7 protein-coding genes are annotated in these 14,198 nt (G+C 75.4%); 5 read left to right on the forward strand and 2 right to left on the reverse strand.

What is annotated here, in order from left to right; genetic code table 11:
• The first annotated feature begins 32 nt into the window (after positions 1 to 32).
• From ABD340_RS18775 to ABD340_RS18790, 4 genes are all read left to right on the forward strand, one after another.
• Positions 33 to 986, forward strand: coding sequence for a LysR family transcriptional regulator (locus tag ABD340_RS18775; RefSeq protein WP_344590272.1), 954 nt, complete (start codon positions 33 to 35; stop codon positions 984 to 986).
• Positions 983 to 1,873 (forward strand): serine hydrolase, encoded by an 891-nt coding sequence (locus ABD340_RS18780; RefSeq protein WP_344590273.1) that lies wholly within the window; start codon positions 983 to 985, stop codon positions 1,871 to 1,873. Before ABD340_RS18775 ends, ABD340_RS18780 begins: the two co-directional genes overlap by 4 nt.
• A 17-nt stretch (positions 1,874 to 1,890) precedes the next feature.
• Positions 1,891 to 2,019: a hypothetical protein gene (locus tag ABD340_RS18785; RefSeq protein ID WP_344590274.1), complete on the forward strand. Its 129-nt coding sequence runs from the start codon at positions 1,891 to 1,893 to the stop codon at positions 2,017 to 2,019.
• Positions 2,020 to 2,174: 155 nt separating this feature from the next.
• Positions 2,175 to 4,922 carry an AAA family ATPase gene (locus ABD340_RS18790; protein ID WP_344590275.1) on the forward strand — a complete coding sequence of 916 codons (2,748 nt, stop codon included), beginning with the start codon at positions 2,175 to 2,177 and terminating at the stop codon, positions 4,920 to 4,922.
• 288 nt (positions 4,923 to 5,210) lie between these two features.
• On the opposite strand, the gene ABD340_RS18795 is transcribed toward ABD340_RS18790, so the two are convergent.
• Positions 5,211 to 6,614, reverse strand: coding sequence for a sensor histidine kinase (locus ABD340_RS18795; RefSeq protein ID WP_344590276.1), 1,404 nt, complete (start codon positions 6,612 to 6,614; stop codon positions 5,211 to 5,213).
• 154 nt (positions 6,615 to 6,768) lie between these two features.
• On the opposite strand from ABD340_RS18795, the gene ABD340_RS18800 reads away from it, so the two are divergent.
• Positions 6,769 to 7,674 carry a hypothetical protein gene (locus ABD340_RS18800; protein WP_344590277.1) on the forward strand — a complete coding sequence of 302 codons (906 nt, stop codon included), beginning with the start codon at positions 6,769 to 6,771 and terminating at the stop codon, positions 7,672 to 7,674.
• A 19-nt stretch (positions 7,675 to 7,693) separates the two neighbouring features.
• Here ABD340_RS18800 and ABD340_RS18805 read toward each other — a convergent pair whose 3' ends face one another.
• Positions 7,694 to 14,065 carry a hypothetical protein gene (locus tag ABD340_RS18805; RefSeq protein ID WP_344590278.1) on the reverse strand — a complete coding sequence of 2,124 codons (6,372 nt, stop codon included), beginning with the start codon at positions 14,063 to 14,065 and terminating at the stop codon, positions 7,694 to 7,696.
• Positions 14,066 to 14,198 lie beyond the last annotated feature (133 nt).

Below are 14,198 nucleotides of genomic sequence, written 5' to 3' on the forward strand. Positions count from 1 at the left end.
GGACGATATCCGGATTGGTATGATCCCGGCTCGTGAACCTGGTGGGGCACCTGAGGTGCTTCGTCGTCGTGGCCGAGGAACTGCACTTCGGGCACGCCGCCGACCGTCTCGGCATGGCGCAGCCGCCGCTCAGCCAGCGAATCCAGCGGTTGGAGAGGGAACTGGGCGTGCGGCTCTTCGACCGGTCCAGCCGTCGGGTCGCGCTCACCGCCCCCGGCCGGCTGCTGCTCGACGAGGCCCGCGAGTTCCTGGCCCGGGCGGACCGCATCTACGCCCTGGCCGAGCGGGCCCGGGACGGCGGCGCGGGCGTGCTGCGCGCCGGGCTGCCCTCCGGCCTGGGCGGCGACGTGGTCGCCGCGATCATCGCCGCGTTCCGGGAGCACCGTCCCGACCTGCGGCTCGACCTGCGCGAGCTGCCCACCGACGAGCAGGCCCGCGCGCTCGCCGACGGCGTCCTGGACGCGGGCGTGCTGCGGCATCCGTGCGACACCCGGGAGCTGGCGCTGGGGCCCATGCTCGGGCAGCCGGTGGGCGTCCTGCTGCCCCGCCCGGCGGGCGAGGACCCGGAGGAGGTGCGGCTGGCCGATCTCGCGGGACGGGAGCTGGTGATCTTCCCCAGGGACGAGGCGCCCGGAACCTACGACGAGCTGCTGGTCATCTGCCGCCGGCACGGCTACGACCCGCCGGCCGTGCACGAGACGGCCAATCCGCAGTTCGCGCTCGGCCTGGTGCTGGCCGGGACCGCCGTCGCGCTCGCGCCCCGGACCGGCGACACCGCCGGGGTGGTCTGGCGGCCGCTGGCCGGGGAACCGCTGGCGTGGCGGACCTCGTGCGCCTGGCGGCAGGCCGCCGAGCCCGATCCGGCCATCGCCGACTTCGTCTCCGCCGCGGCCGCCGCGCTGCGCCGCGAGGCGGGCATGGTGCCGCTCGACCGGCCCCCGGTGCGCCGCGTCCCGCCCCGTCCGGCCGCGGGGTTCCTGGCATGAGCGGCGAGGCGATCGGCCGGATCGAGGCGGTGTTCCGGAACGCGGGCGTCACCGGTTTCCTGCACGCGATCGACGTGGACAGCGGGCGGGAGATCGGCATCCGCGACGGCGACCCGGTGGTGCTGGCGTCGGTGTTCAAGGTGCCGCTGCTGGTGGCATTCTACCGGCAGGCCGCCGCCGGCCTGCTGGACCCGACCGAGCCGGTCACGCTCCCGCCCGGCGGCCGCACCGACGGCCCCACCGGCGTGTCGGTGATGCTGGACGAGGTGCGGATGTCGCTGCGCGACCTGTGCTACCTCATGATCGCGGTGAGCGACAACACCGCGGCCGACCTCCTGTTCGCCCGGGTCGGCCAGGAGGCGGTCGACGCGGCGATCGCCGCGCTCGGGCTGCGCCGCACCCGCGTCGACGGCGACGCCCGCCGCCTGCACGACCTCCTGCTGCGCGACGCCGGCGTCGACAGCCTCGGCGAACTGTGGCCGCGCCTGGACGAGCCCGGCCTCCTGCCCTCTTTGCGCGTCCTCGACCCCGCCCACACCAGCGCCAGCACCCCCAAGGAGATGACCCGCCTCCTCTCGCTCATCTGGCGGGACGAGGCGGGCACACCCGAGGACTGCGAACAGATGCGCCGCCTCCTGGGCCTCCAGGTATGGCCGCACCGCCTGTCGTCCGGGTTCCCCTACGACGACGTCCGCGTCAGCGGCAAGACCGGTACCCTCCCCACGCTGCGCATCGAGATCGGCGTGGTCGAATACCCGGACGGCGGCCGCTACGCGGTGGCTGTCTTCACCCGCTCGCTCCTCCCGGTCGCCGTCCTGCCGGAGGCCGACGCCGCCATCGGCACCACCGCGCGCCTGGCCATAGAAGCCCTACGCCGTCCCACCTGATCCTGGAAAGGACGCCTATGCCTGATCGTGTGCTCGCCGGCCGCTACCGGCTCGGGGAGCGGCTCGGCAGCGGCGGCATGGGCACGTCGCGGCAAGCCCTCAAGGCCGCCCGCTGGGCGCGGGAGGCCCTCGGACCGGGCCGTTGACCGCGGCTCTGTACGTCCTGGGTGAACGCGGGGGTGGTTCGCGGCCGGTGCCAGTTCAATGGAACGGGGTGGGGGGGCCGGCTCCGATGGAGAAGCCAGGCGCTCCGGAACCATAGGCTGTTACCCCGATTTTAGTCACTCTTGGGGAGAATGCGTTGCGGCTGCCGGATCATCTGGGGCTACTGCTCACCGACGAGCCGGTCCTCGACGTCTACTCGTACGGGCCCTGGCGGGTGCCGGACGGGCTGTTCGAGGAGATCGGGGCGCGGATCGACGCGCTGGCGCGCGATCCGCGGTGCGCCGGGCTCACCACCGACGACCACAAGCTGCTGACGCTGCCGGCCTCGCTGGTGACGGCGGAGATCTTCGGGATCCTGGCGTTCCTGCCGGGCGGCGGGGCGATCAAGGCGGGCTCGTACTCGCAGCTGCCCGAACGGCTCCTGCACCGGCATCTGGTCAATCCCGGGCCGCTCAGCACCCGGATGACCCGGTGGGACGCCCCGGGCGGCCGGTGGCGGCCACCCGTGGACTGGCTGGTGGAGGCCCCCGACCGGGAGCTGGCGATCTCCCTGGCCCGGGACTGCCTGGAGGTCCTGGAGGGCGTCGAGCCGCTGGAGCACCGCCGCAAGGCGCTGCTGCGCCTGTACGACGATCCGCCGCAGTGCGACATGAACCTGCCCAAGCTGGAACTGCGCGAGCACTGGCACTCCCACGCCGACGACGAGATCCTCTCGGCCGTGCCCGAGCTGATGGGGCCGGTGGGTTACCTGGAATGGGTGACGGCGGGGCTGCTGGCCGCGTACGAGCACCTGGTGGACGTGGCGCCGCGCGACGAGACGGTGGAGACGCACCTGATCCAGCTGCTGCTCCAGGGCAACATGGAGGACGTCCCCGGCGAGCTGGTGGCGGCGCTGGGCGAGGACCGCTACCGGGAGCTGCAGGCGCGGTTCCCGGCCGAGCGGGGCGGGTTCAAGGCGGCCGCGTGGCAGGAGCGGACCCGGGCATGGCTGGTACGGGCGCTGGTGGCGGGCGCGGTCGACGCCTGCCGGGCCTGGCTCGACATGGCGATGCGGTGGATCGCGACGGTGCAGGGGCTGCCGGGCGACCCGTGGTTCCCCAGGCCGGAGTGGATCCCGGTCGGGCAGTTCCAGACCGATCTGCGGCGCCTGTTCGTGCCGCGCCGCCGCGTGGTGAACCCGCTGGTGGACGAGCTGAAGCCGGTCGCGGCGGCCGCCGTGCGGGCCCCGGCGGCGGAGCCGTCCGCGGTGGCCAGCGGGCTGGTCGGGCAGCCGGAGGTGAGCCGGGCGCTGGCGGAGTTGAGCCGCGGCCGCGAGCCGGTGCGGCTGCTGCTGGTGGGCCCGGACGGCACGGGCAAGCGGGACGCGGCGCAGGAGCTGGGCAAGGCGCTCAACCTGGCCCGTGACCCGGTCTGGCTGACCGACAACCTGTTCGTGGGACAGCGCCTGTCGGACGCCGTCGCCAAGCTGCACGCCGACGTCCGCGACTGCGCCGGCGAGCGGCTCCTGATCGTCGAGGGCCTGGACGGCATCGTGACCGACCCGGGCAACGGCGAGGCGATCGCGGGCGAGCTGCACCGGCTGCTGGCGGTGCACGAGGACCTGCACCTGGTGGCGCTGTGCGACACCGGCGGGGACGAGCGGATCCGCGAGATCAACCCGGTGCTGCCGCACCGGTTCCGCGTCGCCCGCACCGTGCCCTTCGACGAGCACGGCCACGCCGAGCTGTTCCGCAGGGCGCTGCGGGAGCGCGGGGCGCGGGGCACCCGGCACGCGGTCGCGGCGGCGGGCAAGCTGCTGGCGGCCGCGCCGCCGGTGCAGACGCTGCGCAACGCCCGGCTCGCGCCGTACCTGGCCGACGTCGTGGTGGAGGCCGTGCGGGCCCGTACGGCCGAGGGCGAGGAGCCGGTGGTCGGCAAGCGGGACATCCCGGCCTCGCTGGACACCACGCAGAGCCCCGGCAACCCGCTGACCGAGCTGCGCGAGCTCACCGGGCTGGAGACGATCAAGGAGGAGATCGGGCTGCTGGTCGCCGGGACGCACGCGGCGCGGCTGCGCGGCGAGAACGGGCTGAAGATCAGCCCGCCGACCCGGCACATGGTGTTCACCGGCAATCCGGGGACGGGCAAGACGATGGTGGCCCGGCTGCTGGGCCGGATCTACAAGCGGCTCGGGGTGCTGTCGTCGGGGCACGTGGTGGAGGCGTCCCGCGCCCATCTGGTGGGCGAGTACATCGGGCAGACCGCGCCGCGGACGCGGCGGCTGGTGGAGCGGGCGATCGGCGGGGTGCTGTTCATCGACGAGGCGTACACGCTCACCCAATCGCCGCACAAGAGCGACTACGGGCACGAGGCGATCGCCGAGCTGGTGAAGCTGATGGAGGACCACCGGGACGACCTGGTGGTGATCGTCGCCGGGTACGAGCGGGAGATGGCGGAGTTCCTGGCCGCCAATCCGGGCCTGGACTCGCGGTTCCCCAAGCAGCTGCACTTCCCCGACTACAGCGACGCCGAACTGGTGGCGGTGTTCGAGCGGCTGGCGGAGGCGGACGGGTTCCGGCTGGCGCCGGGCACGTCGGACCTGCTGCGCTCGTCGCTGCGGCGGGTGCAGCGGGGGCCGTCGTTCGGGAACGGCCGGCTGATGCGCAACCTCCTCGACGTGGCGGTGGCCAACCAGGCGCAGCGGGTGGCGTCGGCGTCCCGGGACGCCGGGCGCGCCGCCAACGGCAAGGCGGCCGCCAACGGGAAGGCGGCCGGGACCGGCAGGGCGGCGGAGAACGGCGCGGACGCCCGGCCGCCGAGCAAGAAGGAGCTGATCACGCTGCGTGCGGACGATCTGCCGCCGCTGCTCGATCATCCGGAGGAGCTGTTCGGCCTCTACCTGTAGCGCCGGTTCCGGACGTGCACGCATGACCGGACCGAACACACCGCAATGGAGCGACCACTTGGCGCGCCTATTCGGCCGTTCGTCGACCGGGGCGTCGTTGCCGCGAACCTACGTCCGGGTAGGCAATACCGTCATCGCACCCTGTGGGAGAGAGGCTCGCATCGGCTCATGGTCGGGGGGCGGGCGGCGGCCGGGTCCGGCCGCCGCCCCGGGGCCGGCGACCGCGCACACTGGGCAGGGGGACGGGTCACGGCGACCGGTTGAGGCGCGCACCGGTCGCCGTGACCTCTAGAGTCCGTCGGCGGGCGCCGGGCTGCGCGGCAGCCGCAGTACGAAGCGGGCGCCGCGCGGGCTGTCCTCGACGACCAGGGTGCCGTCGTGCGCGGCCGCGATCTCCCTGGACAGCGGCAGCCCCAGGCCGCTGCCGCCCTTGTCGAGCCGGCGGCCCTCGCGCAGCCGGGTGAAGCGCTCGAAGACCCGCTCCCGGTCCTCCGGGGCGATCCCGAGCCCGTCGTCGGTCACGGTCACCACGACCTGGCCGCCCTCGACCGCGACCCGCAGGTCCACCCGCTCCCGGGCGTGCCGGACGGCGTTGTCGAGTAGGTTCGTCAGCGACCGGTCCAGCTGGACCGGCGAGCCGAACACCACCGCGTCGGGCGCCATGTCGCCGTGCACCGGTACCCGTCCCCCGGCGCGCCGCCTGATCTGGTCGGCCGCCAGCAGGGACAGGTCGACGACCCGGCGCTCGGCGGTCGCGCCCGCGTCCAGCCGGGCCAGCATCAGCAGCTCGTCCACGATCCCCGCGAGCCGCTCGGTGGCGACCAGGACGCGGCGGCAGACCTCGGGCCAGTCGGCCGCCTCGGGCGCGACGCACTCGGCCTCCATCTGGAGCCGCAGCGCGGTGATCGGGCTGCGCAGCTCGTGCGAGGCGTCGGCGACGAAACGGCGCTGCGCCTCGGCCGACCGTTCCAGCCGTCCCAGCGTGGCGTTGGTGGTGGCGGCCAGCCGGGCGATCTCGTCCTCGGAACCGGGCACCGGCACCCGGCGGCTCAGGTCCCGGCCGCTGATCTCCTCCAGCTGCGCCCGGATCCGCTCGACCGGACGCAGGCTCAACCCCACCGCGAACCACGCCACCGACGCCACCACCAGCACCGCGAACGGCGTGCCGATGAAGATCAGCAGGTTGAGCAGGAGGCGGGAGCGCCTGACCTCGGCCAGATCGACCGCCGCGTACACCACCACGGGGCCGCCCGGCGTCCGGACCCGCATCGCCGCGACCAGATACTCCTCCGGGGGCGCCCGGCGGGTGCCCGGCGGCCGCATCAGGACCTCCTCGTCGGCGACGTTCCCGTACCCGTCGGGGACGAAGCCGGCCAGCCGGCCCCGGCCGCCCACCCCGATGCTGGCGGCCAGCACCCGGCCCTGCTCGTCGACGACCTGGACGGCGGATTCGTGCCCTTCGCCGCGAACGGGCTCATCGACGGTCGGCGGCAGCCTCCCGGCACGGGCCTCGTCGGCGACCCGCCGCACGGCCAGCTCGGCCCGCGCCTCCAGCGTCTCCCGCAGGTTGCCGGGCACCAGCGCCAGGATCAGCGTCGAGGTGGTCGAGAAGACCAGGACGGCGATCAGCCCGGCGAGCATGGTCAGCCGGGCGCGCAGCGACCGCGGCACCACGCGCCTCCAGCCGGCCATCGCTCCCCCGCGGCATTCTCGCCCGTCCGTTCACTCTGGGTGATGGTTCGATCGTTCCCCGTAACACGTCACGTCACCCCGGGCAGGAGGCCACGCGGCCCGGACGGCCGGATTCTGCAAGACCGGGCGGCAGGCCGCGGACCACGATGGCGGCATGGACATCGACATCCGAGCCGCCGAATCGTTCATGGCCGGCCACGCACGCGTCCTCGACCGCCGCTGCTTCGCCCTGCTCATGGGCGGGTCCGACACCGCCGGCGCGCTCGCCGCGCTGGACGCCTACCGCAATCCCGACGGCGGGTACGGCCTCGGGCTGGAGCCCGACCTGCGCTCTCCCGAGAGCCAGCCCGGCGCCGCGCTGCACGCCTTCGGGGTCTTCGAGAGCGTCGCGCGGTTCGCCGACCCGCCGGTCACCTCACCGCACGCCGCCGCCCTCTGCGACTGGCTGGAGTCGGTCTCGCTGCCCGACGGCGGCCTGCCCATGGCGCTGCCGCTCACCGTCGGCGAGGCGACGGCGCCGTGGTGGGCCGCCGCCGATCCGTCCGTCTCGTCCCTGCAGATCACGTCAGTGTCGGCGGCCGCCGCGCTGCGGGTGGCCGCGCACGACCCGGCCGTCGCCGCGCACCCGTGGCTGCAACGGGCCGTGGGCTACTGCTTCGAGGCGATCGAGGCCCTGGAGGAGATGCCGCACGCCTACGTCCTGTCGTTCGCACTGCATTTCCTGGACGCGGCGCACGACACCCGTCCGGACGACGCCGGCGCCCTGCTGGGCCGCCTGGGCAAGTTCGTCCCGCCCGAGGGGACGCTGCCGGTCGAGGGCGGCACGGCGGACGAGAAACTACGCCCGCTGGACATCGCCCCCACCCCCGGGCGGCCTGTTCGGGACCTGCTCGACCCGGGCGTGATCTCGGCCGACCTGGACCGGCTCGCCGCCCTCCAGCGGGACGACGGCGGCTGGACGGTCGACTACGCCAAGATCTCCCCGGCGGGCTCGCTCGACTGGCGCGGCGTCATCACGGTCCACGCGATCGACGTCCTCCGCCGCAACGGCCGCCTCTGACACCTGGTCCGGGCCCGGCTCAGGTGTCCTGGTCGATCTTGGCCAGGAGCGCGCGGGCCTGGTCGGCGAAGCCCTCGTCGCCGGAGTCGACCGCCTGGCGAAGGTGCCGCGCGGCCTGGTCCAGGTCGCCGTCGCCGTGCCGGATCTCGCCGAGCCGGTACGCGGCCTCGCCCACCAGCTCCGCCTTCGTCGTGCCGGTGGCCAGGGTCAGCTCGTAGTACCGGACGGCGGAATCGCGGTCGCCCAGCCAGTACGCCAGCTCGCCCAGGTGCGCGGCGGCCAGCGGCGCCTGGCCCTCGACCCCGGCGTCGATCACCTGCCGGTACCAGCGCAGCGCCTCCGGCCAGTCGCGGTCCCGTTTGGCGAGCGCGCCCAGGTACATCTTCGCCAGCGCCTCCGCTCGCGCGTCGGCGTCGCCCTCGCCCTGGACGGCCCGGAGGTACAGCTCCCGGGCCTGGTCGGGCCGCTCCTCGTGGTGGGAGCGGGCGAGCAGGACGGCGATGTGCCGGGTGTAGCGCGTCGCGGTGTCCGGGATGCGGCCCAGCACCTCGCGGGCCTCCTCGAACTCGCCCGCGTCCACCAGGGCCTGCCCGAGCGAGAACAGCGCGGAGGACGCGCCGCTCTCGGCCGCCGCGCGGAAGGTGCGCATCGCGCCCTCGTCGTCGCCCTGCTCCTGTTGCAGCAGGCCCAGCAGGCTGCCGAGGAACGCCCGATCGCCCTCGTCGAGCCCGGTCGCCGCGGAGTCGCCGGTCATCGCCCGGGTGACCGTCTCCAGTCCGGCGGCGTCGCCGGTGTGGCGCAGCAGCGGCACCAGCCGCCCGTTGGCGACCAGCCGCACCTCGGCGTCGTCGTGCCCGGCCAGCCGCTCGTAGATCTCCCTGGCCCGTTCGGGGTCGCCCGCGGAGACGTACAGGTCGGCCAGGCCGATCTCCATGTCGGCCGAGGGGTCGGACAGCATCCCGGCGATGCACTCGACGTACAGCATGGCGGCGGCGCGGTCGCCGGCCTCGGCCAGCTCGGTGGCGCGCCTGCCCGCCAGTTCGCCCGCCACGTGCCGGCCCGTCCGGCCGAGCAGCGTCAGCGCCCGCGTCGCGGTCTCGTACCGGCCCTCGCGATGCGCCCGCTCGGCGACGACCAGCAGGTTCCGGGCGGACTGGTCGGCCAGTGAGGCCACCGGCTCCGGATCCGCCGGATCGATCTCCATGAGGGCCACGGCGCCGAGCGCCTCGGCCGCCGTCTCCAGGTCGCCGTCGTCGAACGCCCACTGCCCGTGCAGGCAGCCGGCACGGGCGCGCACGTCCCGGTCGGGGGCCGCGGCGGCGTGCGCGATCTCCGCCATGGCCTCCTCGGCCTCGCCGCGATCGCGGAGCGTCCGGGCCAGGTCGGCGCGGATCCGGGGGGTGACGTCCGGATGCCCGGCCTCGACGCCCCGCCGGTAGAGCCGCACCGCCGCGTCCGAGTCGCCCCGGTGGCCGCGCGATTCGCCCCACAGCCAGTAGCCGACGGCGACGGTCTCGGGGTCGCCGGTGGTGACCGCGCGCTGGGCGGTCTCCGCGACGGCGTCGTAGTCCTCCAGGTTCGACAGCGCCAGCAGCAGGCTGCGCAGCGGGAGCAGCGCGGCCGGGTGGTCGACCTCCGCGCCCTTCCGGTACGCGGCGACGGCGGCCGCCATGTCGTCCTCGACGTAGCCGTGGATGTCCCCGATGTCGTCGTAGGCGGTCGCGACCTCCTCCGGATCGCCGTGCTCGACGACCATCGCGAGGATCTCGCGGGCCTGCCCGGGGTCGTCGTCCACGACCTGGCGGGCGGCGCGGATCAGCTGCCGGCCGGCGGCCCCGGCGGTGGCCGTGCCCGACTGGTTGCGCATCAGCCAGAGCAGCGAGTCGAGCCCGTCGGGGCCGTGCCCGTCGTCGAGGCCGGCGCCGAACTCCTTCTCCCGCTCCCTCTCGTGCTCCCCCAGGAACGCGAACAGATCGTCCCGGCGCCGCTCGTCCTCTCGCTCACTCGCGTCCGGCGCCGGTACCGGCTCCGGATCGGGGGCCAGCTTCGGCTCGATCGCGGGCGCCGGCAGCGCCGCGTCATCGGACGGCGCGAGCGGTTCCAGCAGCCTGCGGGCCTCGTCGTTCGCGCCGCGCTGGGCGAGCAGCGCCGCGAGTTCGAGCAGGGCACCCGGGTCGCCGTCGGGCGGGAAATCCGCGGCGCCCTTGTAGTAGACGCGCGCGGCGTCCAGGTCGTCCCGTTCGGCGGCGGCGGTCCCGTACCCCTTGGCGATCTCCACGGCGTCCCCGGGAGCGCCGCCCGCCGCGGCGAGGCGCAGCGCCCGCACGGCGACGGCGGGTTCACCGGCCTCGTCGGCCATCCCGGCCACGGTCGCGAGGTTGTTCAGCGCGATCTGGTGCAGCTCGCGCACCTCCTCGTCCGGTTCCGGGACGCGCAGCGCCGCCGCCGCGGCCGCGCCCAGCGCCTCGGCGGCACCGGCGTGCCGGCCGTCCCGGCCCAGCCAGGCGCCCAGACGGCTGCCCGCGTGCAGCGCCACGTACGGCTCCTCGCAGGCCAGCAGCGGCTCCAGGATGCGGTGCGCGCCCTCGACGTCGCCGTACTCGTGCAGCGCCCCGCCGAGCTGCAGTTCGATGTGCGGGCGGAACGCGGCGTCGGTGACCGCGGCCGCGGCGCGCAGCTCCGTGACCGCGCCTTCCAGATCGCCCCTGGTCCACAGGGCGCCGCCCAGCATCCAGTGCCCCTGCGTGGCGGTCTCGGGGTCGGCGGTGGCGACGGCCCGGCGTGCGGCCGCCATCAGGGCATCGTGATCGTCGCGCCGCGACAGCACCGGGAGCAGGTACCGCAGGCACAGCAGCCCCGCCGGGTCGTCGACCGCCGCGCCCCGTTCGAGGGTCTCGATCGCGGCGTCCAGGTCCCCCGCTTGGTCCTGGGCGTGCCCGAACGCCGCGCAGATCTCGGCCACCTGCCGGGGCGTGCCGTGGGCGAGGACGAGCCCGCACAGCTCGTCGGCCCCGTCGGCGCCCATCGCGAGCCGTTCCTGGGCGGCCGAGGAGACCATGTCCGTGACGGCCCCGGCGTGCTCGGTGCCCGCCGAGCGCCGGAACAGCTCGCGGACGGCCGGAAGCCGCCAGTGGAAGAGCGCGACGTGCAGCTCGGCGAGCACGCCCGAGTCGTAGTGGCGGGTGAGCAGTTCCAGGGCCTCGATCTCGTCGCCCTCGCCCAGCCGCAGGACCGCGCGCTCCATGAGGTCCGCGGTGCCGAGACGTTCCATGGCGGGCAGCGCGATGTCGGGGTCGGACGAGGCGGCGGCCCGCTCGTAGGCCTCCCGGGCGCCCTCGGCGTCGCCGGTCTCGGCCAGGTAGCCGCCCAGCTCGAACGCGGCGGCGGCGAGGTTCTGGGCGGCGTCCTGGTCCGGCGCGGCGAGGCGCTCGAAATCCGCGACGGCGCGCGCGGCGTGCTCGGCGGCCTGCGCGGGCTCGCCCCATCCGGCGCACAACCTGGCCAGCATGACGCCCGCCATGGCCACGGCCCAGACCGCCCGGTCGTCCCCGGCGGGGGTGTCGACCGCGGCCTGGAACTCGGCCGCTGCGGCGTCGGGATCGCCGCCGTCGCGGAGCGCCGTTCCGATCACCAGGGCCACGTGCGGCCCGTCGCCGGTCCGTTCCACCTGGACGGCGCGGGCCTCGTCCACCCGGCCCGCGGCGACCAGCACGCGCACCGCGGAGTCCAGCAGGCCGGGGTGCTCGTCGTCGCCCGGGTCGGTGGCGTCGAGCGCGCGCCGGTAGGCGGTGGCCGACCCGTCCAGATCGCCGAGGTGGAACAGGACCTCGCCGAGACCACCGGCGGCCTTGCCCGCCCGGTACTCGTCCTCGCCGTCGGCGGCGCGGGCCCACGCCTCGGCGGCGCCCGTGTGATCGCCCACGTCGTTGCGCAGCGCGCCGAGGTAGAGTGCGGCCTCCTGCGCCTGGGCGGCCGGGGCGTGCTCGGCCGCCAGGGACAGCGCGGCGTCGGCGGCCGCGTGCTCGCCCGCGCGCTGCCAGGCGTGCGCCGCCTCCAGGGTCAGCCAGGCGGTCATGGCGTCCAGGTGGTCCTCGCCGCGGTCCCGCACGCCGTCCAGGGCCGCCGCGGCGGCTTCGAAGTCGCGGTCGAGGAGGTGGCGCGCGAACACCCCGTCCGCGGCCAGTTCCGGATGGTCCTCGGGAACCTTGGCGAACGCGGCGCGGGCGGCGTCGAAGTCGTCCAGCCGGACGCGCGTGAAGCCGAGCAGCCACGCGCTGCGCGGCGCCCGAAGCCGGTCGCCGCGCGCCACGATCCGCTCGTGCGCCGCGGCCGCCCCGGCCAGATCGCCCCGGGCCTCCAGGATCTGCAGCGCGTTCGCCTCGGCCTCCACGATCAGGCCCGGATGCCCGGAGCGGGAGACGTCCTCGTACGCCGCCAGCGCGTCGCCCGCGTCGCCGTCCCCGTCCCGCCGCTGGAGCGCGGCGCCGAGCGCCCACGCCACCCACGGCGCCAGCGCCGGATGTCCCTCGTCCCGGGCCCGCCGGAGCAGGCCGATCACCGCGCCGGCCTCGGCGGGGTCGCCGGCGTCGCGGACGATCCAGGACAGCACGGCGGCGTGCGAGAGCGCCAGCGGGTCCCCGGCCGCCGCGGCCTCCTCCAGCAGCTCCACGCCCTGGGACCGCGGCACGCCGAGGGAGACGTACACCTGCCCCAGCATGCCCTTGGCCAGTGCCGCCACCGACGGATCGGCGCCCCCCGCGCACTCCTGGTAGCGGGCGATCCCGATCTCCCGGCCGAGACGCTGGTAGTCGACCAGCGCGGCGAGCACCGGATGCGGCGCCCCGGCCCCGCTCGCCGCGATCATCAGCCGGTTCACGGCCGCGGCGAAACCGCGCGCGAACTCCTCGCCGGCGGCCACGTCCTCCAGCAGCTCGTCGGCCTGCTCGGCGTCGCCCTCGCCGAACTCCAGCGCCGCCAGCATCGTCGCGGCCCGCTCGGACTGCCCGGCGATCCCGGCGTCGATCACCTGGCGCAGCAGCGCGCGGGCCCGGTCCACCTCGCCCTCGCGCAGCCGCTCCAGCGCGGCGTCGCAGTCGTCGACGGCCTGCTCGTACACCTCGTCCGGGCCGCGCACGGCCGCGTCCGCGTGCGCCAGGATCATGCCGGCCTGGAACGCCAGATCGGGATCGTCGTCGATCTCCCCCGCCCGTTCCAGCAGCTCACCGATCTCGGCGCGGCGCGGATCGTCCGGCGGCAGGCCGGTCAGCAGCATGCCGAGGAAGTGCACGGCGCCCTTGCGGAACTCCGAGCCGCCTTCGAGCACCGCCCGCCAGCAGTCGACGGCGTCCGCGACCTCGCCCGCCTCGGAGTACACCTGGCCCAGGCAGGCCCGCGCCTCCAGGGCGAACTCCGGATGGCCCGACTCGACCACCCGCCACAGGATGGCCCGCGCCTCCCGCTCGCCCTCGGCGCCGTCCATCTCCCGGGTGAACTTCGACTCCTGGATGAGCGCGTCCAGGCGGATCTCCGGCCGGTGGTCCGCGGCGGCCCGCCGGTACGCCTCCCGCGCCTCGGCGTTCTCCCCCAGGTCGAACAGCGCGGCGCCGAGCAGCTTCTCGGCCGGGCCGCGCTCGGCCGGGTCGCCGACCGCGATCGCGTGCTCCATGACCCGGCGGCAGGCGGCGAACTCGCCGCGCCGGGCGTGGATCGAGTACAGCCGGAACGCCGCCCGGGTGCACAGCTCGGGCATGCCGTGCGCGAGCATCCTGTCCAGCGCGGTCAGCACGACCTCGTCGGCGGCCTCGGCCTCGTCGGGGTGCCCGTCCAGCAGCGCGGTGATCGACTCGTACGCCTCCCACGCCTGCCGCTCGCGCTCCCCGCCGTCCGCCGGCCGGCCCGCCCCCGACAGCTCCCCCGCCATCCGGGCGATGTCCGGGTCGGCGCCGCGCCGGGCGCGCTCCACGGCCGCCTCGGCACCGTCCAGGTCGCCCAGCCGGCGCAGCACGGTGATCAGCGTCAGCTCCGCCATCGCCGCGATCTCGGTGTCCGCGCCGCTCGCGGCGGCCCGCAGCGGGCGGTGCGCCAGCGCCCACTCCTCCTCGTCCACCAGCATCAGCCCGAGCGCCACCGCCGAGCGCTGCGCGAAGACCGGATGGCCGCCGGCGGCGACCGCGCGGTGCGCCGCGCGGGCCCCGTCCAGGTCGCCGCGCTCCTGCAGCAGCCGGCCGAGCAGATGGGACGCCTCGACCGCGACCTCGGCGCCGCCGTCCCCGTCCGCGTCCCCGGTCTCGGCGGAGATGACGATCTCGCGCAGCGCCCCCGCCGCGCCGTCCAGATCGCCCTCCCGCCACCGCTCGACCGCCGCCTGGAGCCGTCCGGCCCACGAAGACATGCCCGCTTCCCCCTCGTTCCCCGGCCCCGTATCCCGGCCCTCGGGATGTGATCTTTCCTGGTGCAGACGACGGAACGTACTGGAAAACACCCGGGTTTATCCGGCCTTTCACCGTTTTGCCGGGTCACAGGGG

The sequence above is a fragment of the Actinomadura vinacea genome (genome assembly GCF_039532545.1).
Taxonomy (GTDB): Bacteria; Actinomycetota; Actinomycetes; order Streptosporangiales; family Streptosporangiaceae; genus Spirillospora; species Spirillospora vinacea.